The organism is Protofrankia symbiont of Coriaria ruscifolia (genome assembly GCF_900634745.1).
Taxonomy (GTDB): Bacteria; Actinomycetota; Actinomycetes; order Frankiales; family Frankiaceae; genus Protofrankia; species Protofrankia californiensis.
In genome coordinates this window covers 1-24,938 of record NZ_CAAAFR010000034.1, presented here as the reverse complement: position 1 = coordinate 24,938, position 24,938 = coordinate 1, and the positions used below count along the sequence as shown (strand labels likewise).

The window sequence follows — 24,938 nt, the reverse complement described above, 5'->3', positions numbered from 1 at the left end:
AAGTCCTGTCCACAACGTCCCGCCCAGAGCATCCCAGGAGCCGCCACCCCCGTCGTCGTCACGGGGCCGATCGTCACAGTACCGGGACGTTAGGGGACAACCGGCCGCACACGAAAGTGATCCGAGAAAACCGTGGGCGAATGCTGTGGGTCGTCGAACAGATATCGTGAATGGCCTACCGGGTGGAAAGCCGGTGTCTTCCGTGTGGGCCTGCTCTCGGGCATGGCCTGTGACTTGTATGACGGGAAGGAGGGCGGGCTGAACGCGCACCCGGCGATCCCGGCGGATGCAATCGATCTGCATACCCATTCGACGGCATCGGACGGTCTGCTTCGTCCCGCCGACGTTGTCCGCCTTGCCGCCGCGTCGGGCCTGGCTGTCATCGCGCTCACCGACCATGACACCACCTCGGGCGTGGCCGAGGCCGCGGCCGCGCTGCCGTCCGGCCTCACGCTGCTGCCAGGGGCGGAGATCTCCTGCCGGGTACGGGTTGGCCACGACCGCTGGGTGAGCCTGCACCTGCTCGCCTACCTGTTCGACCCGACCGAGCCGGTGTTCGCCGCGGTCCGTGCCCGGCTGCGCAGCGAACGGATCACTCGCGCCCAGCGCATGGTGGAGAAACTGGCCGCCGACGGCCATCCGGTGGGCTGGGAACGGGTTCGTGCCCTGGCGGACGGCGTGGTCGGACGCCCGCACGTGGCCGAGGCGCTTGTCGAGGCCGGTCTGGTGGGTACCGTCCAGGACGCGTTCACGCCCGCCTGGATCGGCGCCGGAGGCCGCTACTGGGTAGGCAAGGACGAACCGGACGTGACCGAGGCGATCCGTCTCATACGCGACGCCGGCGGGGTCAGCGTCCTGGCGCATGCGTTCGCGAGCAGACGGGGTAGAACCATCGGCCCGGACGTGATCGCGGAGATGGCTCGGGAAGGCCTGGGCGGCCTGGAGGTGGATCATCCCGACCACACTCCGGACGCGCGTGCCCAGCTGCGACGGCTCGCCGCGGACCTGGATCTGATCACTACCGGCGCGAGTGACTTTCACGGGGCGAGCAAACCCCAGCCGCTCGGCGCGGAGACGACAGCCGAACGGGCGTTGGATGCGCTGGTCGCCGCGAGCCGCGGCGCCGAACCGGTGACCGGCCCGGTCACCGAACAGGATCCTTAGATGACCAAAGGCGGCGTGATCATGCTTTTCTCGCGCGCTCGAAGGCCCCAGGGGGCTGAACCTAAGCGCCCTGGCCGCACCCACCGCCCGGCGGCTGCGGCGCAGGCGCACGGCGATCGAGCCTGCTCAGCAGGTCGGCGAGTTTGTCCAGCTCGTCGGGGCTGAAATGGCTGGTTACGTGCTTGGATACCCCGGCGAGATGAGTCCGGGACGCGGCCCGCAGCCGTTTACGGCCTTCCGAGGTGAGAGTGGCCAGCGTCCCCCGGGCGTCCGACGGGCACGAGCGGCGCTCGACCAGACCGTCGCGTTCCAACCGGTCGACCAGCCGGGTCAGCCCGCTGCGCGACAGCAGCACCGCCTCCGCGAGCTCGTTCATCCGTAGCGCGCCCTCCGGCGCCTCGGAAAGCTGCACCAGCACGTCATAGGAGGCCAGCGGCAGACGATGCTCGGTTTCGAGGTCGCTCTCCAGCTTGCGGGTAACGTACGAATGGGCGCGCAGGAACTGGCGCCACGCCCGCATCGATCGCGGGTCAACCAGCGGTTCCTGCTCCGCCGTTCGCTCGTCCACCGTCACGTGGATCAGAGTACGTCGCCTGTGTGGGAGCGGGCTCGGGCTCGCCAAGGATGTCAGATGATCGACAGTTTGGCCGGACGCGACGGGTTTGACAGACGAACTGGTGCCTCCGGTAACCGGTGGGCGGGCCGGCCGGGCCGTGTACCGGTTGGCATGCCGTTGACAGCCAGCCACTGCGGGATCGCCTCTTCCGCATCGGAAACAACCGGATTCCGACCTTGTCGGACGCGTCCGGGCTGGACCGACGGCTATGGTAGGGGTGCAGGCGTGCTGGCAGGAGCCGCACGCACCACCACAGCGACTGGTCGAGGTTCTCTTGTCTGCTTCCCGGCCTAGCGCGGACGCGATCCAGGTAGCTCTTGCTACCGTGCTTGACCCTGAGATCGGGCGTCCGATCACCGAATTGGACATGGTCGAGTCGGTGCGCGTCACCGACGACGACACCGTGGAAGTCGTGGTACTGCTCACGGTCTCCGGCTGTCCGATGCGTGAAGAGATCATCAGTCGGGTCGAGCGAGCGGTCACCGCGGTACCGGGCGTGCGGGGGGCGCGGGTCCGCCTCGACGTCATGACGGCTGAGCAGCGCGCCGCCCTGCACACGAAGCTGCGCGGTGGAACCGCTACCCGTGCGATCCCGTTCGCGCAGCCCGGCTCGCTGACCCGGGTGTACGGGGTGGCAAGCGGCAAAGGCGGCGTCGGCAAGTCGTCGGTGACGGTCAACCTGGCCGCGTCGATGGCCCGGTCCGGGCTGTCGGTGGGTGTCCTCGACGCCGACATCTACGGGCACTCTATCCCCCGGATGCTGGGTGTGGATCGCCTGCCCACCCAGGTCGAAAATATGATTATGCCTCCGCAAGCGCATGGCATCAAGGTCATCTCCACCGGCATGTTCACCCGAGGAAACCAGCCTGTTACGTGGCGTGGTCCGATGTTGCATCGGGCGCTGGAGCAGTTCCTCTCGGACGTGTTCTGGGGCGATCTCGACGTCCTGCTGCTCGACCTGCCCCCGGGCACCGGTGACATCGCGATCTCGTTGGCGCAGCTCGTACCGTCCTCCGAGCTCCTCGTGGTCACCACCCCCCAGCTTGCCGCGACCGAGGTCGCGGAGCGGGCTGGAACCGTGGCGGTCCAGACCCGGCAGAACGTTGTCGGAGTGGTCGAGAACATGGCGTGGCTGCCCTGCCCGCACTGTGACGGACGTGTGGACGTCTTCGGCTCCGGCGGTGGCGCGGCCGTGGCCGAACGCCTCAGCCGTGTCCTCGGGCACGATGTGCCCCTGCTCGCGCAGGTGCCGATCGACGTCCGGCTGAGGGAAGGCGGGGATGACGGCGTCCCGCTGACGATCTCCGATCCGGACTCCGAAGCCGGCAAGATCCTTCGGGGGGTGGCAGAGCGGCTGTCATCCCGGTCTCGTGGGCTGGCCGGTCGTTCTCTCGGTCTCACCCCGACCCGAGGGCGCTGACCGACCGGCGGCCGCTGCCCGGGGCTAAGCCTTCCCTGCGGAGGCCTTCCCTGCGGAGCAGGGCTCCCGCACGGGCTGCCTTGCTCAGATCACCTTCAGGCCGGTCGCGCAGGTCGGTCGCGTTGGTGGGCTCAGGTCGCGTCGGTGTCGAACGGTGCCGTCGACGTCTCGCCGGCCCCGGTGCTGCCGCCGGCCGCGGAGGAGGCGTCCAAGCTCGACCGACCCCTGGAAGTGGCCTTCGTCAGAGAGACAGAGCCGACCGACGACGGCGACTTGGTCAGGGATGGCTTGGTCGGGGACGTTTTGCTTAGAGACGACGACTTGGTGAGCGACGGGACAGGCTTCGCCTGAATGCCGGCATCCTCATAGGAGCCGGAGTCATAGGAAAGCCGGGGGCGGGGCGGATCCGCCGCTCCAGGCAGCACGTCGGAGTCGTCGTCGAAGAGCATCTTGTCGAAGGACGTCCGCTTGGACAGATACGGCGGAAGCAACGGATCGTCGTCTTCAAACAGGTGTTTGCGAACGAACGTCTTGGGGTGCAGAGTTCGCAGGTCGAAGTCGGCAAGCTCCGGACCGAGCTCGGAGCGCAACTCCTCGCGCATCCCCGTGGCAGCCTGGCGGATCTGACGCAACATCCGACCCGCGTCACGAGCGACCTTGGGCAACCGCTCCGGACCGAACACGAAAAGACCGATCACCATCAGGACCGCGATCTCGCCCCATCCGACGCCGCTGAACACGACCTCACACTACCCCGCCACTGCGATCAGCGGAACATGCTTGCCGATACCCGGCTCCTACCCGGCCGCATGGTCAGTCGCGCTGCTCCTGCAGGGTCACCTCGACAGCCTGCACCCTGCGATCCCGCTCGAACGTCACAGTGATCCGTTCGCCGACCCGGTGTACCCGGGTTGCCGCGATCAGATCGTTGATGCTTCCGACGGCGAAGTTGTCGACCTTGGTGATGATGTCACCGGGACGCAGCCCGGCCAGCGCCGCGGGCCCCCCTGCCTCCACGCCGCGGACCATGGCACCGGGAGACGTTCCGGCCGCCGAGGCACCGTCCGGAGTAATCGTCACCGCGGACACCCCGATATGCGGATGGGTGGCCCGACCGGTCTGGATGATCTCTTCGGCCACCGACTTCGCATAGTCGATCGGGATGGCGAAGCCGACTCCGATGTTCCCGGACGCGCCACGGTCACCGTAACCACCGGGAACGGTCGCGATCGCGGTGTTGATCCCGATAACCTGGCCGCGCCCGTCCAGCAGCGGACCGCCCGAGTTGCCCGGGTTGATGGCGGCGTCGGTCTGGATCGCGCCGATGAGGAGCGACTCCCCGCCGGATTCCGCCGGCACGGTCGGGTTTCGGTCCAGCGCGCTGACGATACCCGTGGTCACGGTCCCGGCCAGTCCCAACGGCGCGCCGATGGCCACCAGGGGCGCACCGACCACGAGCGATCCGGAACGTCCCAGCGTCGCCGCGGGTAGCGGGCCGGCCGTCTGGATCCGGATGACGGCGAGATCGGTCTTGGGATCACGTCCAACGATCTTCGCCGAGATCTGCTGCAGCTCCTGATACAAGGTCACCGAGACGCGCGCGCCCGCGGCGGCGTTGGCCACCACATGGTTGTTGGTCAGGATGTAGCCGTCCGATCTGATGATCACACCAGAGCCGGTTGCGGTCGAGGCCGGGGTGGCCACGCTGATCGTGACCACGGATGGCAGAACTCGCGTGGCGATGGCGGAAACGGACATGGTCCGTTCGACCGGGGCTGATGTGTCGCTGCTCGCTACGCCAGACCGCGCGGGCACGGCTGGTACCTTCTGACTGTAGTCGTTGTTGTACGTGTTGTGGGCACCGATCATGCCTCCGGTCACTCCACCGAGCAGTCCCGCGAGCAGCATCGCCGCCGCCGGTACCAGTGGACTGCGGCGGGACTTCGCCGGTACGGAGTCATCCGGGTACCCGACATCGGCCGAAACAAAGGCGGTCGTGGTGCGGCTGCCCGTCCCGGCGCTGATGTCGGCAGCGCCGGCACCAGCGACATCGACATTCACGGCATCGGCGCTGATGCCAGTGTTCACAGCGGCACCCCACAACTGGGCACCGAGCGGCTTGCGCGCATCGGTCGGTGTCGCGACAACCGGCATCTCGACGCCGACAACCGGCATCGGAGCCGGAGCCGGACGGGTCCACCACGGATTGGTCGGCGGGTCGGACGGCCCGCTACCGCCGAACCTGTTTGCATCACGTTGCGCGTCTTCCTGTGGCGCCTCGGCGATAAGGCCTGGACCCGACGGGTCCTGGTTCGGTCCGGCCGGCCCTGTACCCGCGGACGCGCTCGAGGCGGATCCCGCCTGCGGCCGATGTCCGTCAGCAGGTCCGGGCCGAAAGGGAACGGTCACATTCTCACTGCCACTACTCATGGCCGCTTTGCCTCCCGACCGCTGCTGGGGCCTACCTTCCGGACCGTCGCCTGGATCCGGGCCTGCCAGGTCGCTTCGCGACGCGGCAGAAACCCCGGCATGGTCACCGATATCCAGAAGACAGGCTCCAGAGCGTGTTCGGAGACGAGCCGAGCCGAGACACCGTCAACCGCTGTGACACCCGCAAGCGGATGACCATAGCGCACCGATCACGCGCCTACCACCGTACGGCCTGCGGCGCGGATCCCGGACAGCAACACGGCAGGCCGTGTATCCGAGGGGTCCGCAGCATCCGAAAGGGCCTGATCTCACGGATCGGCACCTCACCGGATCGACTGACGGACGATGGGCTTTCCCCATGCGGATAGGGATTGATCGGTTCGCCATCGGTCCGCGCCCACCGAGCGGGTGACTACCCCGAACGTACGGGCCGGCCAGGATGCGGGGCGCCCGAACCGGACAGCTGTTGTTCAGCGCGGTGGCCTAGCGTCGCACGCCGGTCGGGACGGACACCACGGCCATTACCGGCAGAAGGCGACTGACCCTGACTTCGGAGACAAGGCTCGGCCGCACCACCGGTGCCACCACGGGATGGGTCGACGGCCCGGGAAGCCCGCTGGGAGCCCGTGTCTCCCCGAACGCGGCTCCCGCGACAGCGAAAAAGAGCACGGCTGCCGAACCCACCAGAGTGCGTCTGGTCCTGCTGGGGCGGCGTGCTCCGCGTGCGCGCGGGTCCGCCGGTCCGGACGGCGGGCGCCGGCCACCAGCGGCAGGCATGGTCACGCGCAGCGCCACCCGTGGTCGGATCGACCGCCTGACCGTCTTCCGTCCGTCCTTCTTCAAGATTCTCGACAGCTTCGAGGACTTGCTCGTGGCGACCGGACCGACCAGACCGACCGTGAACATCACCCGCCCGGTGGACACACGTACCTGCAGCGTTGACCGCGTTGAGCCAGGGGTACGGGCGCCTCCCCGGCAGTGAGAATGATCAGAACGGAACGTTCCAGGGGAATCGGCGGGCAGTTGCACGATCGAGTAGCCAGCCGGAACCACCGGACCGACTGGGACCATCGGACCGACTGGATGCGCCCGGCCGTTGTCCGGGGCAAACCGAGTGTCCGCGGCGAATCGGGCGGGGATGGCGACCGCCGCCATCCGCAGCAGCCGGTCCGCCACACAACCCGGCAGTACCGGGCCGCCGAGCGCCGCCAACCGCGCCTTGAGACGGCGCAACTCGGCTACCTCCCACTGGCAGGAAGGGCAGCAAGCGAGGTGCGCCAAGGCGCGGTCCCGGTCGTCGTGGTCGAGTTGCCCGTCGACCAACGGAGCGATCTGCTCACCAAGGTGGGGTCCGCTCACGCCTGCCGCTCCGGCGTGGACGTTCCACCACCCACATTCGCCGCGGTCGGCTGTGCACTCGGGGCCACCGTCCGGCGACCGATCCGGTGCGATCGATGCGACCGGCGGGCACCGTCATCCACCGGAGCGCGGGTGTCGGACGCATGTGCGGCTTCCGGTTCGGCCGGCACCGTCGGAGCGGTCGCATTGTCGGTCGGGTCGCTGGCCGCGGCCGGGGCCAGCAGCGCCGGTTCCTCGACCGCGGCCGAGGAACGTGGCGCCCGGTCGGCGAGAGCCTGCCGCAACATCGCGCGTCCCCTGGAGATCCGGCTGCGGACCGTCCCGAGCTTCACCCCCAGGGTCTGCGCGATCTCCTCGTAGGACAGTTGTTCGATATCGCAGAGGACGACCGCAGCCCGGAAATCCGGCGGGAGCGCGGCAAGTGCACCCTCAATGTCGGCGTCGAGGTGCGACTCCGCGTAGACGACTTCCGGGCTTGCCTCACGGCCGGCCAGACGCTCGGGGTCGTCCGGCAGCGCGTCGAAACGGATCTTCTGCTGGCGCCGCATCCTGTCCAGGAAGAGGTTCGTGGTGATCCGATGGAGCCAGCCTTCGAAGGTACCGGGCGTGTAATCCGCCAACGACCGGAACACACGTACGAAGACGTCCTGGGTGAGGTCTTCGGCATCGTGAGCGTTGCCCGTGAGACGGTAGGCAAGCCGATACACCCTGTTACCGTGGTCTCGTACGACCTCTTCCCACGTGGGCGGCACCCACGCGGCCGGATCGGCACCCGCGACATCGGCCGCAACGGGCCCGGTGACATCCCCGTCCGACGCTGGACGCGACGGGACCGACCGGCCAGGCGTGAACGTGGCCAGGCGCGCGTCCTGTCCGTTCACGGCCGCCTCTCGATCGGTTCGCGACGAACGTACCCGACGCGCCGGCCATGGCGCGGCAAAACCCGCAGCGGACACCGGCTGATCTCCCCTCGATCCATCCCCGACACGAGGTGCGCTGACAAGACGAACGCACCATCAGCACCCGGCGTTCCCGTAGGCTGCCTATGTCATGCCCGACACAGTCACCGGGGCCGTCGATCCGACCGCCGCATACACGGAGGGCTTCCTGCTGGAAGACCCTCCCCTGCGGGCTGCCCGGGCACGCGCCGAGGAGGTCGGTATCGTCCCGGTCGCCCCGGGCACCGGCTCCATCCTGCGCTTCCTCGCCGCCTCGGTGGCGGCGCGCACAGTTGTCGAAATCGGGACAGGTACCGGCGTGTCCGGCACGTGGCTGCTGCGCGGGATGCGTCCGGACGGGACTCTGACCACCATCGACGTCGAAGCGGAGCATCTGCGGCTTGCCCGCCGCACGTACGCGGATGCGGGAATGGCGCCCAACCGCAGCCGGCTGATCACCGGGCGCGCCCTGGACGTCCTGCCCAGGCTCACCGACGGCGCCTATGACCTGGTCTTCTGCGACGCGGACCGGCGCGAGGCCACCGATTACCTCAACCAGGCCCTCCGCCTGCTACGGGCGGGCGGGATCGTGGTCTTCGCCGACGTGCTCGCGGGCGGACGGGTGGCCGACCCCGACGCTCGAGATGCCGAGGCCACCGCGGCCCGGGAGCTGGCCACCGCCGTCCGCGACGACAGTCGCCTGACACCCATGCTCCTGACCACGGGGAACGGTCTCCTGGTAGCCGTGGTCGCCAAGTCCTCACCCGTCGGCTAGAATTCTTCTTCCGCTCCGCACGTGGCCCTACGACGCCTATGAGCCTGCGACCTGCGACGACAGGTCGGATGGCCGAGCCGTCCACCCGGACAGCGCGATCATGTTCCTCTCGCACCGCCCAGGCGGACGAGACGGATCAGGACGCCAGCCAGGTCAGGAGGGTGCGCACACCCCATCCCGTCCCACCCTTGCTGACCTCGCCCTCGTCACCGTCGGACCTGGCGGTGCCGGCGATGTCCAGATGCGCCCAGGGGACGCCGCCGGTGAACTCCCGCAGGAAGAGCGCGGCCGTGATCGACCCACCGGACACGCTCAGCGCGGTGCCGGTGTTCGCCAGGTCAGCGACTGTGGACTCCAGCGCCGGCCGGTAGTCCTCGACCAGCGGAAGGCGCCACACGCGTTCACCGGCGTCCCCTGCCGCGGACGAAAGCTGGTCGGCTAAGACGTCGTCGGAGGCGAACAGACCGGCTGTGCGGCGGCCCAGGGCAATCGTGATCGCGCCAGTGAGAGTCGCCAGGTCGACGATCGCATCCGGGGCCAGGGTGGCGGCGTAGGCGAGCCCGTCGGCGAGTACCAGACGCCCCTCGGCGTCGGTGTTGAGCACCTCGACGGTGGTACCACCCCAGCAGGAGATGACGTCCCCAGGTCGCAGCGCACCCCCGCCGATCATGTTCTCGGCGAGGCAGAGCAGGGCGGTGACACGTCCGGGAACCTTCAACACCGGCAGCGTCACCATCGTCGCGAGGATGGCCGCCGCACCGGACATGTCGGTCTTCATGGTGGCCATGGACGTCGCAGGCTTCAGCGACAGACCACCGGAGTCGAAAGTGATCCCCTTGCCCACCAGCACCACATGCCGGGCGTCCGGCGTCCGCGGCTGCGATCCGGCCGCCGAGGGGCCGTGATAGGTCAGCCGCACCAGCCGGGGCGGGCGTGACGAACCCCTGCCCACCGCGACCAGCCCACCGAAGCCCTCTTCGGCCAGTTCGTCGGAACCCAGCACCTGCACGCCAAGCCCGGCGGCCTGGGCGAGGTCGACCGCACGGTCGGCGAACCAGGCCGGCGACTTCACCAGGCTCGGCATATTGACCAGATCGCGAGCAAGGTGAACGGCACGAGCAGTCGCGTCGGCTGCGGCGAGCGACGCCTGCAGATCGGCGTCATCCGGATCCGCGACGATGAGCGTCACTTCGCGCAGAGTCTTCGACGGCTCGTCGGCGGCGGCATCGACCTCGACGCCAGCTTCCCCGGCAGCGTTGCTGCCAGCACTGTTGCTGCCAGCATGGCCCGGGCCGCCCTGCGTGGTACCCGCCGCGGCCGCCGAAGTGGTCGGATACCCGGAGGCCGCGGACGGCCGGTAGGAGGCCAACGCCAGGCCCTCGGCAAAGGCCCGCACAGCAGCGGCGTCGACACCGGCGTGGGCGTCGGCGAGTACGGCCGCCTGGGCGACCGGCGCGGCCCGACGGGCAAAGGCGGCACCGGCCGCACGCCACGCCGCCGCATCCCGCTTGCCAGCTCCCACCAGCAACAACTTGCGTGGCCCGTCGGCGCGCCCCAACGGGACGGCGATCACCTCCGCCTGGTCACCGCTGGCGCGTTCCCCGGCAAGCAGAAGATCCAGATCAATGCCGAGCGACTCGCCGACCTTGCGGCCGGCCGGGGTCACCACGGCCGAAGCACTAGCCTCCCCCGGGGTAAGGGTCAGCAAGGCCAGGACCGGCACACCGGCGTCCAACGGCGTACCGGCCCACAGCCTCACAGCCGGTGAGTGGAGAGCAACCCAGCTGTTATTCACGGGAACGTTGGGCACGCTGACTGCGCACGTCTAGCCCACAGCCGACTTCAGAGCGTCCCCGAGATCCTTCGCTTCGTCAGGCAACAGCTCCACCACGAGACGGCCACCCCCTTCGAGCGGGACGCGCATGATTATGCTGCGGCCCTCCTTGGTGACCTCGAGCGGACCGTCACCCGTCCGCGGCTTCATAGCCGCCATCGGTGCACCTCTTCCTGCCGTCGGACCTGCTACCACCAGCGATTATCCCGGAGAACAGGCCGGGAACCGAAACACGTCACCCCGCAGCACCACAACAGACACAGGCTGACAGGTCCGCAAACCACCAAAGACACCCCCGGATGGCCAACACGAGCACGATCCGAACCAACACCCACGATAAGGACACTGCGGACGACGGGAAAGTCACCGGTGTGTCGCCCACCCGCTACCCCGCCGCTGAAGCCGCTACCCCACACCTCGCGACACATCACATCCGGATACCGCCCGCTGATCGAACACCCTGCCCCCGGTCGCCCGGTCGCCCGGGCGCTCGTAGGCCGGTCAGCTCGGTGGCGGCGTGGGCAGGGGGGTTCGTGAGCCGTCCGGGGCATCCGAGGTGCGCCGCGTGGCGCCGGTATCCGTGCAGTGGTGGGCGTCAGCGGCGGCGTTCGCAGCGTCCGGACCCTTGGCCTGGTCGTCCCATCCGCGCTGGTCCACGCTCCGAGAGGACCACGAGTAGTGATCAAGATGGGCGAAGGAGGCCAGCCTGACCATCTCCTCGTCCCGTCGCGCGAGCTCGGCGTCGCGCCAGGCAAGCTCGTCGGCAAGGCGCGCGAGTACCGCATCCACATCGGCCATCCGATAACCCCGCAGCGCCATCTCGAACCGGACACCGGCCACGTCGTCCGCGGAGACGGTCGGTGACGGCAGGCGATGGTCAGCCGCGTCGCGCGGAGCGGGCGACAACCGGTCGAACCTGCCCACCGCAAGGGCGGCGACAGCGAAGACGATGGCGGCGACAACCACGATCTCGACGGCGAGCAACACACAACGATCGTTACACGCTCGGAAAAGTTCCGCCGCATGTGCCACCCCGTCCGCGTGTGTACGGCAGTTCGCAGGTGTACAGCGGTTCGCAGGGGGACGACCGGCTAAGCTGGCCTGGATGTCCACCGACGTCGAGGCCGCCGGTAGCACCGGGCCACCGAACGACGCGCTCCCACCAGGCCCCGGCGGTGACCTGCGGCTCGGTTCTTCGACATTTCGCCCGTCCGATCTGGTGATTATGGCGATCATCAATCGGACGCCGGACTCCTTCTTCGACCGGGGCGCCACCTACGGTGAGAGCGAGGCACTGACCGCCGTCGACCGCGCCGTCGCGGAAGGCGCCCAGATCATCGACATAGGCGGAGTCAAGGCCGCTCCGGGTGAGGACGTCGACACAGCCGAAGAGCTGCGCCGGATCGGCGGGTTCGTCGCGCTGGTCCGATCCAGACAGCCCGACATCGTGATCAGTGTGGACACCTGGCGTGCCGAGGTCGGACGGATCGTGGCGGCCGAGGGCGCCGACCTGCTCAACGACGCGTGGGGCGGCACCGACCCCCACCTCGCCGAGGTCGCCGCCGAGCACGGACTGGGCCTGGTCTGCACCCACGCCGGGCACCTGCCGCCCCGGACCCGCCCCCACCGGATCGCCTACGACGACGTGGTCGCCGACATCATCACCACGACGACGGGGCTCGCCGAACGGGCCGAGGCAGTCGGCGTACGACCGGAGGCCATCATCGTCGACCCCGGGCACGACTTCGGCAAGAACAGCCGCCACTCCCTGGAGTCGACCCGCCGGCTCCCCGAGCTTGTCGTCACCGGATGGCCGGTGCTCGTCGCGCTGTCGAACAAGGACTTCATCGGCGAGACCCTCGACGCGGCCGTGACGGACCGGCTGGAAGGCACCCTGGCCGCGACAGCGGTGAGCGCATGGCTCGGCGCCCGGATCTTCCGGGCTCACCAGGTGGGGCCAACCCGGAAAGTCCTGGAGACGGTGGCGGCGATCCGCGGCACGCGCGACCTCGCCGTCGCCCGCCGGGGCCTCACGTAGCGGGCCGAAGGAAGCGCGATCATGTTCCTTTCACGCTGCCGGAGGCCCAACTCGCCGGGTCACTGAGAGCGTCCGAGGACAGGGCTGTCCGATTCGCGACACACCTATCCTCAGGCGCTCCGATGCCTCCACTTCGCCGCCTATTCTTGATTTGATCATTACACGGTTGTTATGGGCGTGAATCCTGTATGTCACTACGGGTTGGATCTGCCCTGATTACCGTGTGCCCAAGATGCCGTTGTGCCCGAGGTCGGTCTCAACTCGAGGCCGGGCGCGGCGGCGACGCCGACTCCGGACACTCAGCGCGGAGGCAGGGGTGGCTGACGGTCGTCCCTCGACACCGTCGCGTCATGGAGTATTTCGGACCACCCTCCCACTCCCTCCACTTGTTATCGGATGTAATTTCCACGGACACCTCACAGGCCGCGGCCTTGCTGTAGGATTCACTTCTGCCACCGGACACCAAGATCTTTTCATACACGTCGAGGGGGCCGACCAGTGTCCTTCACGTTCGACGGCCTGTTCAACTTTCGAGATCTTGGCGGACTGGCGCTGAACAATGATCAACTTACAAGACATGGGCTCGTATTCAGATCGGATGCGCTTGACAACCTGTCGCCGGGCGACCGGCGATGCATCCTGGACAAGGTCGGGATCGGTGTGATCGTCGACCTGCGGACGGCCGAGGAGGCCGGCGGTGACGGACTCCAGGACCAAAGAATCTTCCCGGAACTCGAGACCTATCATCTCTCCGTGATGCCGGAGGGTCGAATCGGTCGTGAGCCATTTCCCGATGGTCGCGATCCCGGGGCGCTCGCCGAAGGTTACTACAAGAACCTCATTGAAGGCGCGCCCACGATCGGGAAAATTTTCGGAGTCATTGCCGATTCCCTGGACAAGGATGTCCCCGTACTTTTTCATTGTGCCGCCGGGCGGGACCGGACCGGTCTCATCGCCGCCATCCTCCTGAGCCTGGTCGGGGTCAGAAACGACGAGATCGCGCGGGACTTCGTGCGCAGCAATCACCATGCGCACCACATCGCCGCCAGGTTGGAGCAGAATCCACTGTACGGCGCATCGACCGAAGCCGGGCTCGGACTCGGCCCGGCGCTTCTTCAGGCCCAGACCATGGAGATATTCCTCGAACTGCTGCGGTCACGAAATGGTGGCGCCTCGAGCTGGGCGGCCTCGACCGGCATACCGACACCGATCATCGATGCACTGTGCGCCGGTCTCGCCCCGGATATTCCAGATGTGACCAGCTGAATCATGATAACCATCGGTCCATCGGATATCCGGGGCCGTGGTGACAGCCAATATCAGGGGCAGTGTCAGGCAGCGGTATCAGGCTGGTAGCGCCTGAAGCACCTGTAGCGGTCGCGTCAGGCTTCGGGACGCGTCAGGCTTCGGGACGCGTCAGCGCCGGCTGCCGGCCGGCGGCCGGCCGGCCAGGTAACGGCGTAGCACGCCTTCGGCAGCGTCGATCCGCTCCAGCTCGACGTACTCGTCCCGGGTATGCGCAAGATTGGGATCACCCGGACCGTAGTTCAGCGCCGGGATGCCGAGCGCGGCAAAGCGGGCCACGTCGGTCCAGCCGTACTTGGCGACGGGCGTGCGCCCCACCGCCTGGACGAAGGCGGTCGCGGCCGGTGCGGTCAGCCCCGGCAGCGCACCGTCCGCGCTGTCGGCCAGCTCAAGCGTGAACCCCTCAAGGGTCTCCCGGACGTGGTCGAGCGCCTGGGAAACGTCACGATCCGGAGCGAACCTGTAGTTGACCACGACCTCACACGCGTCCGGAATGATGTTGCCGGCCACCCCGCCGTTGACACGCACGGCGTTGAGACCTTCCCGGTAGGCACAGCCATCGATCATAACGGTCCGTGGCCGGTAGCTACCGAGCCGTTCCAGCAGCGGCGCGGTGCGGTGGATCGCGTTCTCTCCGAGCCATGCCCGCGCCGAGTGTGCCCGGCGTCCCGGCACCGTGACGACCACCCGCAGGGTACCCTGGCAGCCGGCCTCGATCTCTTCCGACGTCGGTTCCAGGAGCAGCGCGAGATCGGCGTCCAGCCAGTCCCGATGGTTCGCGACCAGGCGCCGCAGGCCGTTGCGAACGGCGTCGACCTCCTCGTTGTCGTAGAAGACCCAGGTCACGTCGTGAGCGAGGGCACAGCCGGCGGATGCGGCGAAGACGGCTGCCAGCCGCAGCATCACGGCCACCCCCGCTTTCATGTCGGAGGTTCCGCATCCGTACAGGCGTCCATCCGCTACCCGGCTGGGTAGGTTGTCCGCGATCGGAACGGTGTCCAGATGCCCGGCGAGCAGCACCCGGGTCGCTCGGCCCAGATCGGTTCGGGCTACGACCGCGTCGCCGTCACGGTCCACGCGCAGCCCTCCGAGGCCGACCAGGGCCTCCTCGACCGCGTCCGCGAGAACGGCCTCGGCCCCGCTTTCCGAGGGGATGTCGACAACAGCGCGGGTCAGCTCCGTTGCCGGGACGCTCAGATCAAGGTGCATGCTCGGACCCTACGTAGTGATCAGGGGAGCTGAGCCTCCGGCAGCGCGAAAAGAGCATGATCGCGATGCCTCTGGCCCTCCAGAGTGACCGGCAACAGGGACGTGGCGTCGCGGGGTCTGCCGGAAGCGCCGGCCGCGCCGCAGGTAGAGCCGCACGTGGACAGGTAGAGCCGCAAACAGAGTGGCCCCTTTGGCACCCCCATCAGGGGGCGACACCGTGCTCCCGCAGGACGTCGTTGAGCGCGAGCTTGTCGTGGATCTCCCCCTCGGCGAGTATCCGCAGTACGAGGACACACGGCATCGCATAGTCCCCCCCGGGGAACGATTTCACCCGGCTGGACCCGACCGCCACCGCCCGTTCGGGGATCTCGCCCCGGGGGTACTCCTCGCCGGTGTTGGCGTCGAAGACGTGGGTGGAGGCGGTCAGGATCGCCCCCGCCCCGAGCTTTGCCCCGCGGCGCACCCGCGCACCCTCCACCACCATGCACCGGCTACCGATGAACGCGTCGTCCTCGACCACCACCGGCTTCGCGTTCGGCGGCTCCAGCACCCCACCGATACCGACACCGCCGGACAGGTGCACCCGACGACCGATCTGCGCACAGGACCCGACCGTCGCCCAGGTGTCAACCAGGGTGCCCGCGCCGACATATCCGCCGATGTTGGTGTAGCTCGGCATGAGCACCGCGCCGGGTTCGACGTACGCGCCCCAGCGGACGATCGCACCCGGCACCACCCGCACACCGTCGAAGGACGTCTTCAACGGCACGCGATCGTGGTACCGGAAGTCGCCGGCGACGGACTCGACCATCTGCAGGACCCGGAAGGCGAGCAGAATGGCGCGTTTGGCCCGCTCGTCCACAACCACGTCACCGGTGTCGGTGACGTGGGCGACCCGCGCCTTCCCGGTGTCCAGCAGGTTGACCGCCTCGACCACGAGGTCGTACGCGCCGCGGCCGTCCGGCCCCTCGGAGACATCGGGGTTTTCCCACAGCGTGTCGATAACAGGGTCGATGGCGGAGTCGAGAATCCTGGCTGAGGTGCTCACGGTCACGACCTTAACGAGGCAACCAGCGCCTGCCCAACCGGTTGACAGCCCAACCAGCCAGACAGCCCGATCGCAAGCCGGGACCACACCCACCCACGACGTAGAGATCCCCACATCGCGCCGAAAGGCGCCATGTGGGGGTTACCGGATGTCCGGCGGCTCGTCCGTGACCCGGACGCGGTGCCCGCCGTTGCCGTCGTAGCCGGTGTTGTCGTAGCCAGGCCATGCCACCGCGGGGGGCGCTCCCGTGTCAACGGGGAAGCCCGGCTGTGGACCCCGTACCGGTTGACCCGCCGGCGGACGAGATGCGGGCGGGGGTGGGGGCGGCGATGAAGGAGCCGCCGACGGGTGTGACCCGGTCGAGCGGGCGTCTGCCTGGTATCCCCCCGCTGACGGCGGCGGGCCGACCTGCTGCGGCGGCGGCAGCATCGCCATCCGTTCCGGAACGGTGGCAATCTGGGCGTCCGGCCCGGTCAGGGCGATCCGCACGTGACGGCGTCCGGCCTCGCCGTAGAACGCTCCGGGAGCAACGAGCACGCCCACCGTGGCCAGCGCGTCCACGGTGGCCCACGACTCCTCACCGCGAGTCGCCCACAGGTAGAGCCCGGCCTCGCTGTGTTCGATCGCGAAGCCGGCGACCGCCAGCGCCGCCGCGAGCACGGCCCGGCGGTTGGCGTAGCGCGCCCGCTGCTCGGCGACGTGCATGTCGTCGGCCAGAGCAGCCGTCATCGCAGCCTGGACCGGCGTGGGTACCATCGCCCCCGCGTGCCGGCGGACCTCCAACAGGCCCGCCACGAGCCGGGGGTCCCCGGTGACGAATCCGGCCCGGTAGCCGGCGAGATTCGACCGCTTCGACAGCGAGTGGACGGCGAGCAGCCCCTCGTGTGAGCCGCCGCAGACGTCCGGATGCAGCACCGAGACAGGACGGGCCTCCCAGCCCAGCTCGATGTAGCACTCGTCGCTGGCGACGATGATGCCGCGTTCCCGCGCCCAGCCCACGACCGCACGCATCTCGTCCACGGTCAGTACCCGCCCGGACGGGTTGGCCGGGGTGTTCAACCACACCAGTGCCACACCGTCGGCCGGGCCCAGGACCGGTTCGCAGCGGGCCAGCAGAGCACCGACCTCGTAGGTCGGGTAGGCCGGGGTCGGGATCCAGACCCGATCCCCCGGCCCGAGCCCGAGCTGGCCGGGCAGCTGCGCGACCAACTCCTTCGTCCCGATCACCGGCAGGACGGCGGAGGAATCGACGATCACTCCCAGCCGGCGTGCCAGCCACCCGGCCGCCGCGTCCCGCAGGTCGGGAGTGCCCGCGGTCGTCGGATAGCCCGGCGCGTTGGCTGCCGCGGCCAGGGCATGTTGGATGACCAGCGGTGTCGCGTCCACGGGCGTGCCGACGGACAGGTCGACCAGCCCGTACGGATGGGCACGGGCCTTCTCCGCGAACGGGGTCAGCGCATCCCAGGGGAAGTCTGGTAGCCGCAGGCGGGAGTGGCGGGCCTGCCGGAGCCCTGTGACGCCGGCAGGCCCCACGGGCCCGGTCAGGACTCGGCCTGCGGCGCCAACGCGACGACGCTGGGTGGATCGAAGTCGAGCGCGCCCACCTTCGACGCCCCTCCCGGTGAGCCGAGCTCCTCGAAGAACAAAGCGTTCGTGTCCGTGAAGCCCTTCCACTGGTCAGGAACGTCGTCCTCGTAGTAAATGGCCTCCACTGGGCAGACAGGCTCGCACGCTCCGCAGTCGACGCACTCGTCAGGCTGGATGTAAAGCATCCGTCCGCCTTCGTAGATGCAGTCGACCGGGCACTCCTCGATGCAGGCCCTGTCCTTCACATCGACGCAGGGCTCCGCGATGACGTAGGTCACCGGTTGTTCCTCCTCGGCTCACGGGCGACTGATTCCCTAGTATCGACCTGGACGGTTCCGTGTCGACAACAAGGGCGTTCGCTTGTCGTGTATGTCGTCCGTATCACTCCTGCTGACACCGGCGCCAGGGTGTCCATTCGCCGGCGGGTCGCCGGCCTCCTGCCACTGACCGACGTCGTGGGGCAGCTGCTGTCCTGGACCGATCGCTGTCTGACGATACGCACCAGGGACGGTTCTATCGTGAAGGTCGCCGAAACGGATCTGGTCGCCGGGCGGCGGGTTCCGCCACAGCCGGTACGCCGGTCCGCTGCGGGGCAGGCCGCGGGGCAGACGGAGGCGAACCCACAATGAACGTGCAGACACGACGCCAGTTTGCCGAAGTCGTCCGGCAGGAACCTGTCGATCTCGGCCTGGCCTGCCTACTGATCGCGGCCGAGGCCGAACCCGATCTCGACCCGGCGCGGGAGCTCGCCCGGCTGGATGCGCTGGCCGCGGAGACCTGCCGCCTCGCCGATATCACGGTAGGCGACGCCAGCACCACAGGCAGCACAGGTGGCACGACCGAAGGGTCTGCCACCGGGCGGACACTCGCCGGCCTGGACGTGCGTACCGCCGCCGAGATCCTGCGGAAGGCGCTCGGGGTACGGGGCAGCTTCCACGGTGATCCCGCAGACTACAACAGCCTGAACGCATCCCTGCTCACCTCGGTGCTCCGCCGCCGGCATGGCCTGCCGATCCTGCTGTCCGTGGTCTGGATGGAGGTCGCTCGCCGCCTCGGTATACCCGCCTACCCCATCGGGCTGCCCGGACACGTCATCGTCGGCATCGGCTCGCCCGGCCACTACGTCCTGGTCGACCCGTTCTCCGGCGGCAAGCTGATCACGGTGCACGAGGCCGCGGAACGGGTCCGCTCCGCCGGGGTGCCGTTCACCCGCACATACCTCGAACCGATGAGCCCGGCCGACCTGCTGATGCGGGTGCTGGGCAACATCCGGGTCTGGGCGGCCCGCACGGACACCACCGCGACACGGCTGTGGGCCGTCGAACTGTCCCTGCTCCTGCCCCATCACCCGGTGCACCTGCGTCGGGAACGCGGTGAGCTGCGCACCCGTCTGGGTGACTTCCTGGGTGGCGCCGAGGATCTCACCACCTTCGCCGACGCGGTGGGGCTCTTGGAGCCGGCCGCCGCGGCGGCTGCCCGCGAGGCGGCACACGCCGCCCGCGCCCGCCTCAACTAGCCGTCAATCTCAACTAGCCGTCAATCTCAACTGGCCGTCAGTCACATCTAGCCGTCAGTCACATCTAGCCGTCACCAAAAATTACTAAACGTTACTAAACATGGCCAAACGTCCGGGTCGACAGCCACACTGGCTGGCCCCCAGCGGTCACACGGGCCGGCGGTCACCGGTCGCGCGGACCTGCCAGCGGCAGGGTGGACAGGCCGCGCGGTGGCAGCCCGATCATCGCCACGATCACCGGCGCGAGCGCTCCGAAGACCATGAACAGGTATCCGGCGGTCTTGGCCTGCAAAAGCAGGTCTCCCTCCGGACGCGCGGCGGCCAGCCACAGCACGATCGGAACCCATCCGACCAACAGGATCACGGCGCCGAGCCGGGTACCGGTGAACCAGCGCACCAGCGCCGCCAGGCCCACGTTTCCGAGCACGGCGACGGCGACGCCGACGGACAGCAGCACCCCACCGAGACGCGGGCCCGCGGGGACGAGGAACACTCCGTAGAGGCCAAGCGCAAGGCCCCCGAAGGCACCGAAGGTGTAGGCCGATCCCAGGAAGGACCGGGACATTTCAAGATCTTCGCTGACCATGCCCACCCCATCCGGCTGACCATGCCCAGCCCCCCACCCACCTGACCGGATCGACGATCAACCACGGACATTGAGATCCAAACCCGCGAAGAGGTCGGTCTCACGCCCGTAGGGTCCAGCACCCGGCCCTCGCTCGCCTCGGGTGAGGACGTAGTACTCGGTACCCCATGCGTGATGGCCGATGCCGTCCGCCAGCACGAAGAAGAAGCCGTCCGTCGTCATCTGGGTGGCGTGCGCACGCATCGCCGCAATCTTCGCCTCATAGTAAGGATGCGCCTGGATCTCCGTGGTGACGGCCTCGTCCGGCACCGCCATCGGCACGTCCTCCGCCGACTCCACTCCTGCGAACAGCTCCTGACCGGCACCCGACGACCGGAAGTAGTCGATCCCGGCCTGAATCGCCGACCGTGGCATGGCCGTCTCGTAAAGCTTCAGCGGTTGCCACCGCGGGCCGGCGTCGGGCGCGAAGGCCGCATCCGCGGCCACGTCGAACGCACGCGCAGTAAGCTCATGGGCACGAATATGGTCGGGATGCCCATAACCGCCGTTCTCGTCGTAGGTGACGAGGACCTGCGGACGGACCTCCCGGACGATCCTGACGAGCGCGGCGGTCGCGGTGTCGATGTCAGCCCGCCACAGACAGCGTGGGTCGTCGTTGCCCGGGGTTCCCATCATGCCACTGTCACGCCACCGACCGGCCCCACCAAGAAAGCGGTGATCGGTGACGCCGAGCGCCACGCAGGCGGCTGTCAACTCACCCATGCGATACCCGCCGAGCTGGTCGCCGAGATCCGACCGCAGATTGATCAGCTCGGGGACGAGCACCTCGCCCATCTCCCCCAGCGTGCAGGTGACAAGGGTGACTGCGGTGTCCGGCGCCGCCGCGTAGGACGCGATGCTCACCCCCGTCCCGATCACCTCGTCGTCGGGATGGGCGTGCACGAACATGACCCGCCGCGCCGGCAGCGCGGTGAAGTCGGTTCCAGACCCTGTCCGGGCAGCAGGAGCGGTCACGCACGCAACCTTATGAGCCACCACGCACAACCGGCACTGCGGTGGAGATCCGCGTGAACTGCCAGGAAAGCAGCCCGTCGATCAGTGACAGGGCGGAAGGACGGCCCGAAGCGCGCTTGAAGGACACCCGGAGGACGCCCAAAAGGGCCGGGGCTCAGCCGGTGCGGCGGCGGGAGCGGAGTTTCTCCCGCTCGGCCGCGGTCAGCGCGACCTTGCGCAGCCGGACCGGCCCGGGCGTGACCTCGACGCACTCGTCCTCACGGCAGAACTCCAGCGCCTGCTCGAGTGACAGCTGCCGGTGCGGAGTCAGACGCACCAGTTCGTCTCCGGTGGACGAACGCATGTTGGTGAGCTTCTTCTCCTTGGTGGGGTTGACGTCCATGTCGTCCGCACGGGAGTTCTCCCCGACGATCATTCCCTCGTAGACGTCGGTGGTCGGCCCCACGAACAGGGTTCCGCGTTCCCCCAGGTTGTACAGGGCGTAGGCGGTCGCCACGCCGGCGCGGTCGGCCACCATCGAACCCGTCGCCCGGGTGCGCAGCTCGCCGAACCACGGCTCGTAGGAGTCGAAGACGTGGTGCATGAGCCCGGTGCCGCGGGTCTCGGTCAGGAACTCGGTGCGGAAGCCGATCAGTCCACGGGCGGGCACCTGGTACTCCATCCGGATCCAGCCGGTGCCGTGGTTGATCATCTGCTCGAGGCGTCCCTTGCGGACCGCCAGCAGCTGGGTGAGTGTCCCGAGGTACTCGTCGGGAGCGTCGATGGTGAGCCGCTCGACCGGTTCGTGCCGCTTGCCGTCGATCTCCCTGGTGACGACCTGCGGCTTGCCGACGGTCAGCTCGAAGCCCTCCCGGCGCATCAGCTCCACCAGGATCGCCAACGCCAGCTCCCCTCGGCCCTGGACCTCCCAGGTGTCCGGCCGTTCGGTCGGCAGCACCCGGATGGAGACGTTGCCGACCAGCTCGGCGTCCAGCCGGTTGCGCAGCAGCCGCGCGGTCAGCTTCGTCCCGGACTTGCCGGCGAGCGGGGAGGTGTTGATACCGATCGTCATGCTGATCGACGGTTCGTCCACGGTGATGACGGGTAGCGGCCGGGGGTCCTCCGGGTCGGCCAGCGTCTCACCGATCATGATATCGGGGATGCCGGCGATGGCGATGATGTCGCCGGGCCCCGCCTGCTCGCCCGGGACCCGTTCCAGCGCCTTCGTGACCAGCAGTTCGCTGATCTTCACCCGGTCGGTGCGACCGTCGGCGCGGCACAGCACGGCGGTCTGCCCGCGTCGCAGCGTCCCGTTGTGGACGCGGCACAGCGCGAGACGCCCGAGGTACGGGGAGGCGTCGAGGTTGGTGACCAACGCCTGCAGGGGCGCCTCGGGGTCGTAGACCGGCATCGGGATCGACTCGAGCAACACGTCGAACAGCGGCTTGAGGTCGGGCGAGTCGGGGTTGCCGCCGTCCTCGGGCCTGTTCAGCGACGCCCGTCCGGCCTTGGCGTTGCAGAAGACGATCGGGAAGTCGATCTGGGTCTCATCCGCGTCCAGGTCGAGGAAGAGCTCGTAGGTCGCGTCGACGACCTCCGCGATCCGGGCGTCGGAACGGTCCACCTTGTTGATGACCAGGATGACCGGCTGCCGGGCCTCCAACGCCTTGCGCAGGACGAACCGGGTCTGCGGCAGCGGCCCTTCGCTCGCGTCAACGAGCAGCACGACCCCGTCCACCATCGACAGGCCGCGTTCGACCTCGCCACCGAAGTCCGCGTGGCCCGGCGTGTCCACGATGTTGATCGTGACGTCGCCGTACTGGACGGCGGTGTTCTTGGCGAGAATCGTGATGCCCTTCTCGCGTTCGAGGTCCATCGAGTCCATCACGCGGTCGGTGGCCTCGGAGTGCTCGCCGAAGGCACCGGACTGCCGCAGCATCGCGTCGACGAGTGTCGTCTTGCCGTGGTCGACATGGGCGATGATCGCAACGTTACGCAGATCGGCACGGACAGACACAGTGACGGGCTCCGGTGAGGACGTGGGGCAACCGCCCCTGGACAGTGATGCCGGACAGATCGTGGTGATTCGGACAGATCGTGCTGATGTCGCGCTGGCAAGATGATCCGGACTGGCGCGGCGATGGACACGGTGGTCGACGTGGCGACCATCGTGGTGACCCTGGACGCGCCGTCCGGCCCGACGGGACACCCTGCGCGCCGAGCAGGAGCATCAGAAGATGGTCGTATCCGAACCCGGTCCGCGAGTGTCCACCCTCATGTTACGGACGCCAGCGACTCGAGGCCGAGGATAGCGGAAGGTTTACCTGCCAGGACCATCCGTTAACATCACGTATCCGATCATGTATCCAGCGCCCCCACGCCCAGGCATCGGCGAAGATCTTCGATGAGCGGCGCGTCAGGGGCCAGCCAGGGGACGTCGTCCAGCTCATGGCGTGCCAGCCAGCGATGCGCCGAATGCGTGATCAGGCGGGGCTCGCCCTCGACGATCCGCCCGAAACGCACCCGAAGCACCCAGCCGTCCGCGGGCAGGAGAACCTCGCCGAGGATCGCGCCGACCTCGATGCCGACCCCGAGTTCCTCACGGCACTCACGAACCAGGGCGGTCACCTCGTCCTCGCCGGGTTCGACCTTTCCGCCGGGAAACTCCCAGCCGCCGGCGAGCGCGGACGGACCTCGTCTACAGCATGCCAGTACCCGACCCCGGAGATCAACAAGTGCCGCTGCCACCACCACGCGCAGGATGCCCGACGACTCCATAACGAACGACACTGTAGCGAGCGGGGTTTCCCCGCCGTGAAGAGGATGCACACCATGAGGCGGCCGCTACCCGGGGTCGCCCGGGCAGACCGGACGGAGGTTGTTCCATGCCCACCAAGCTGGACGCACACCGCGTGGCCGACGCGCTCGACGCACTGCCGGGGTGGAGCGGCGACACATCGACGATCGTCCGCAAGGTCGCCATCGACGAGGAGACCTCGAACGAGGCGGTCGAAAAGATCTCGGTTGTCGCGAACGAGATGAATCATCACCCCGTCGTCGACCGGGCACCCGGTGTGACAATCTTCACAGTCTGGACGCACTCGCAGGGCGGTGTCACCGACCTCGACATCACCCTGGCATCCCGGATCTCCGACATCCTGCGCCAGCACGGCATCGCGGACCCAACCGACGCCGACGCATAGAGCCAGGCGCGCGCAGGACCGGAGCAGCACCGGTCGCGCAGAACCGCCCGGAGGCGGGGCATCACGGTGTCCCGCCCCCGGTCCCCGGGTAGCCATCCGGGCGCCCGTCCAGCAGAGGCGATCAGCGGACTTGCGCCTTCCCCTCACCTCCAGACGCAGGGCCGGAGTCCGGTGCGAAGCCTTGGCGCCGGTCTGCATCGGCTGCACAGAGTGCACAATTGGTCGTCGGATGGAGGGCTGTCGGGGGTGCGGGTGGCGGGTCGGTCGGATGGCGAGCCGGCGGCTTTCCTGAGTTATGCGCATGGTGATGGCGATCATGATGACGGTCTGATTACAGCGTTCCGTCGGCGACTGGAGGATGAGCCGCGTGCGCAGACCGGGCGCCGCGGACTGCAGATCTTCCAGGACCGGGATGACATTGCCTGGGGGCAGGCCCGGGAGGACCGGATCGACAGGGGCATCCCCCGCCACCATCTCGTCTATGTTCGCAGTCTGGCTTGCTCCTTGAACACACCTTCCGCCTGTTCAAACAGACCCTCGGCTGGACCGCGCCCAGGCTCCGCAGCCCCACCGCAGCGGACCGCTGGACCTGGCCCATCCTCGCCGCCCACACCCAGCTCCTCCTCCGAGCGCCCGAGGGCATCGGATGCCTTCCAGCGGTGCCGTGGGTGGGGAAGGCGTCCTTTCAACCATCGCTGCACAGTCTTGGGGTCCACTCCGACCGGATCGTGCAAGAGTCTCGATCTCCATGCCACTTGATGCCATCGCTACCCGCAAGTACTCGTTGGTTCCCCGGGCTCCCACTGTCGCACCTTCTCGGTAGGGACGTTACGGACTGCATCATAAGCGTCCCAAACGTCCCCGATTGGCGGTTTCGACACCCTGCACACCCCGCCAGCCGCCGCCTGACCCCCGCC

At 68.4% G+C, this 24,938-nt stretch carries 24 protein-coding genes; 8 read left to right on the top strand and 16 right to left on the bottom strand.

Annotated elements, in window-relative coordinates; genetic code table 11:
• Positions 1 to 204 precede the first annotated feature (204 nt).
• Positions 205 to 1,164 (top strand): PHP domain-containing protein, encoded by a 960-nt coding sequence (locus CV1CTNOD_RS04395; RefSeq protein WP_242606360.1) that lies wholly within the window; start codon positions 205 to 207, stop codon positions 1,162 to 1,164.
• Positions 1,165 to 1,225: 61 nt separating this feature from the next.
• Here the strand turns inward: CV1CTNOD_RS04395 and CV1CTNOD_RS04390 are convergent, their stop codons facing one another.
• Positions 1,226 to 1,684 carry a MarR family winged helix-turn-helix transcriptional regulator gene (locus CV1CTNOD_RS04390; protein ID WP_207386183.1) on the bottom strand — a complete coding sequence of 153 codons (459 nt, stop codon included), beginning with the start codon at positions 1,682 to 1,684 and terminating at the stop codon, positions 1,226 to 1,228.
• A 370-nt stretch (positions 1,685 to 2,054) separates the two neighbouring features.
• Between CV1CTNOD_RS04390 and CV1CTNOD_RS04385 the strand changes: the two genes are divergently transcribed.
• Positions 2,055 to 3,200, top strand: coding sequence for an Mrp/NBP35 family ATP-binding protein (locus tag CV1CTNOD_RS04385; protein WP_131784884.1), 1,146 nt, complete (start codon positions 2,055 to 2,057; stop codon positions 3,198 to 3,200).
• Positions 3,201 to 3,331: 131 nt separating this feature from the next.
• Here CV1CTNOD_RS04385 and tatB read toward each other — a convergent pair whose 3' ends face one another.
• From tatB to sigE, 4 genes are all read right to left on the bottom strand, one after another.
• Positions 3,332 to 3,940: a Sec-independent protein translocase protein TatB gene (gene tatB, locus CV1CTNOD_RS04380; protein WP_131784883.1), complete on the bottom strand. Its 609-nt coding sequence runs from the start codon at positions 3,938 to 3,940 to the stop codon at positions 3,332 to 3,334.
• Positions 3,941 to 4,013: 73 nt separating this feature from the next.
• Complete coding sequence (locus CV1CTNOD_RS04375) at positions 4,014 to 5,375, bottom strand: S1C family serine protease (protein ID WP_242606359.1); 1,362 nt, start codon at positions 5,373 to 5,375, stop codon at positions 4,014 to 4,016.
• A 738-nt stretch (positions 5,376 to 6,113) separates the two neighbouring features.
• Positions 6,114 to 6,989 carry an anti-sigma factor family protein gene (locus CV1CTNOD_RS04370; protein WP_131784881.1) on the bottom strand — a complete coding sequence of 292 codons (876 nt, stop codon included), beginning with the start codon at positions 6,987 to 6,989 and terminating at the stop codon, positions 6,114 to 6,116.
• On the bottom strand, positions 6,986 to 7,870 hold the full coding sequence (sigE, locus tag CV1CTNOD_RS04365; RefSeq protein ID WP_131784880.1) for an RNA polymerase sigma factor SigE: 885 nt from the start codon (positions 7,868 to 7,870) through the stop codon (positions 6,986 to 6,988). The genes CV1CTNOD_RS04370 and sigE overlap by 4 nt, the downstream gene beginning before the upstream one ends.
• 169 nt (positions 7,871 to 8,039) lie before the next feature.
• Between sigE and CV1CTNOD_RS04360 the strand changes: the two genes are divergently transcribed.
• Positions 8,040 to 8,702, top strand: coding sequence for an O-methyltransferase (locus CV1CTNOD_RS04360; RefSeq protein ID WP_131784879.1), 663 nt, complete (start codon positions 8,040 to 8,042; stop codon positions 8,700 to 8,702).
• A gap of 136 nt (positions 8,703 to 8,838) precedes the next feature.
• Here CV1CTNOD_RS04360 and CV1CTNOD_RS04355 read toward each other — a convergent pair whose 3' ends face one another.
• The 3 genes from CV1CTNOD_RS04355 to CV1CTNOD_RS04345 form a co-directional block, all read right to left on the bottom strand.
• Positions 8,839 to 10,512: a leucyl aminopeptidase gene (locus CV1CTNOD_RS04355; protein WP_242606357.1), complete on the bottom strand. Its 1,674-nt coding sequence runs from the start codon at positions 10,510 to 10,512 to the stop codon at positions 8,839 to 8,841.
• A 15-nt stretch (positions 10,513 to 10,527) separates the two neighbouring features.
• Complete coding sequence (locus CV1CTNOD_RS04350) at positions 10,528 to 10,695, bottom strand: DUF3117 domain-containing protein (protein ID WP_131765420.1); 168 nt, start codon at positions 10,693 to 10,695, stop codon at positions 10,528 to 10,530.
• Positions 10,696 to 11,037: 342 nt separating this feature from the next.
• The gene (locus CV1CTNOD_RS04345; protein ID WP_131784878.1) at positions 11,038 to 11,523 is read right to left on the bottom strand and encodes a DivIVA domain-containing protein; all 486 of its coding nucleotides are present in this window, start codon (positions 11,521 to 11,523) and stop codon (positions 11,038 to 11,040) included.
• A gap of 238 nt (positions 11,524 to 11,761) precedes the next feature.
• Here CV1CTNOD_RS04345 and folP point away from each other — a divergent pair, with 238 nt between their 5' ends.
• The gene (gene folP / locus CV1CTNOD_RS04340; protein WP_347402887.1) at positions 11,762 to 12,574 is read left to right on the top strand and encodes a dihydropteroate synthase; all 813 of its coding nucleotides are present in this window, start codon (positions 11,762 to 11,764) and stop codon (positions 12,572 to 12,574) included.
• A 498-nt stretch (positions 12,575 to 13,072) separates the two neighbouring features.
• On the top strand, positions 13,073 to 13,840 hold the full coding sequence (locus CV1CTNOD_RS04335) for a tyrosine-protein phosphatase (RefSeq protein ID WP_165485308.1): 768 nt from the start codon (positions 13,073 to 13,075) through the stop codon (positions 13,838 to 13,840).
• Positions 13,841 to 13,990: 150 nt separating this feature from the next.
• On the opposite strand, the gene dapE is transcribed toward CV1CTNOD_RS04335, so the two are convergent.
• From dapE to fdxA, 4 genes are all read right to left on the bottom strand, one after another.
• Positions 13,991 to 15,088, bottom strand: a complete 1,098-nt coding sequence (dapE, locus tag CV1CTNOD_RS04330; protein WP_131784875.1) for a succinyl-diaminopimelate desuccinylase — start codon at positions 15,086 to 15,088, stop codon at positions 13,991 to 13,993.
• 202 nt (positions 15,089 to 15,290) lie between these two features.
• A complete protein-coding gene (locus CV1CTNOD_RS04325; protein ID WP_131784874.1) occupies positions 15,291 to 16,136 on the bottom strand; it encodes a 2,3,4,5-tetrahydropyridine-2,6-dicarboxylate N-succinyltransferase in 846 nt (281 codons plus the stop codon).
• Positions 16,137 to 16,277: 141 nt separating this feature from the next.
• A complete protein-coding gene (gene dapC / locus CV1CTNOD_RS04320) occupies positions 16,278 to 17,669 on the bottom strand; it encodes a succinyldiaminopimelate transaminase (protein WP_278043858.1) in 1,392 nt (463 codons plus the stop codon).
• A gap of 8 nt (positions 17,670 to 17,677) precedes the next feature.
• Entirely contained in the window at positions 17,678 to 18,001 is a 324-nt protein-coding gene (gene fdxA / locus CV1CTNOD_RS04315) for a ferredoxin (protein ID WP_131769543.1), read from the bottom strand.
• 87 nt (positions 18,002 to 18,088) lie between these two features.
• On the opposite strand from fdxA, the gene CV1CTNOD_RS04310 reads away from it, so the two are divergent.
• Both CV1CTNOD_RS04310 and CV1CTNOD_RS04305 read left to right on the top strand, forming a co-directional pair.
• Entirely contained in the window at positions 18,089 to 18,352 is a 264-nt protein-coding gene (locus tag CV1CTNOD_RS04310; RefSeq protein WP_131784873.1) for a hypothetical protein, read from the top strand.
• Entirely contained in the window at positions 18,349 to 19,239 is an 891-nt protein-coding gene (locus CV1CTNOD_RS04305; protein WP_131784872.1) for a tetratricopeptide repeat protein, read from the top strand. The genes CV1CTNOD_RS04310 and CV1CTNOD_RS04305 overlap by 4 nt, the downstream gene beginning before the upstream one ends.
• A 163-nt stretch (positions 19,240 to 19,402) precedes the next feature.
• On the opposite strand, the gene CV1CTNOD_RS04300 is transcribed toward CV1CTNOD_RS04305, so the two are convergent.
• The 4 genes from CV1CTNOD_RS04300 to CV1CTNOD_RS04285 all read right to left on the bottom strand — a co-directional run bounded on the left by CV1CTNOD_RS04300 (position 19,403) and on the right by CV1CTNOD_RS04285 (position 23,596).
• Positions 19,403 to 19,804, bottom strand: coding sequence for a DUF6113 family protein (locus CV1CTNOD_RS04300; RefSeq protein ID WP_242606356.1), 402 nt, complete (start codon positions 19,802 to 19,804; stop codon positions 19,403 to 19,405).
• Between the two features lie 78 nt (positions 19,805 to 19,882).
• Entirely contained in the window at positions 19,883 to 20,773 is an 891-nt protein-coding gene (mshB, locus tag CV1CTNOD_RS04295) for an N-acetyl-1-D-myo-inositol-2-amino-2-deoxy-alpha-D-glucopyranoside deacetylase (protein WP_131784894.1), read from the bottom strand.
• Between the two features lie 220 nt (positions 20,774 to 20,993).
• Positions 20,994 to 22,835: a translational GTPase TypA gene (gene typA, locus CV1CTNOD_RS04290; protein WP_131784870.1), complete on the bottom strand. Its 1,842-nt coding sequence runs from the start codon at positions 22,833 to 22,835 to the stop codon at positions 20,994 to 20,996.
• A gap of 341 nt (positions 22,836 to 23,176) precedes the next feature.
• Positions 23,177 to 23,596 (bottom strand): (deoxy)nucleoside triphosphate pyrophosphohydrolase, encoded by a 420-nt coding sequence (locus CV1CTNOD_RS04285; RefSeq protein WP_131784893.1) that lies wholly within the window; start codon positions 23,594 to 23,596, stop codon positions 23,177 to 23,179.
• Positions 23,597 to 23,703: 107 nt separating this feature from the next.
• Here CV1CTNOD_RS04285 and CV1CTNOD_RS04280 point away from each other — a divergent pair, with 107 nt between their 5' ends.
• Positions 23,704 to 24,021 carry a 4a-hydroxytetrahydrobiopterin dehydratase gene (locus CV1CTNOD_RS04280; RefSeq protein ID WP_131784869.1) on the top strand — a complete coding sequence of 106 codons (318 nt, stop codon included), beginning with the start codon at positions 23,704 to 23,706 and terminating at the stop codon, positions 24,019 to 24,021.
• The last annotated feature ends 917 nt before the right edge of the window (positions 24,022 to 24,938 follow it).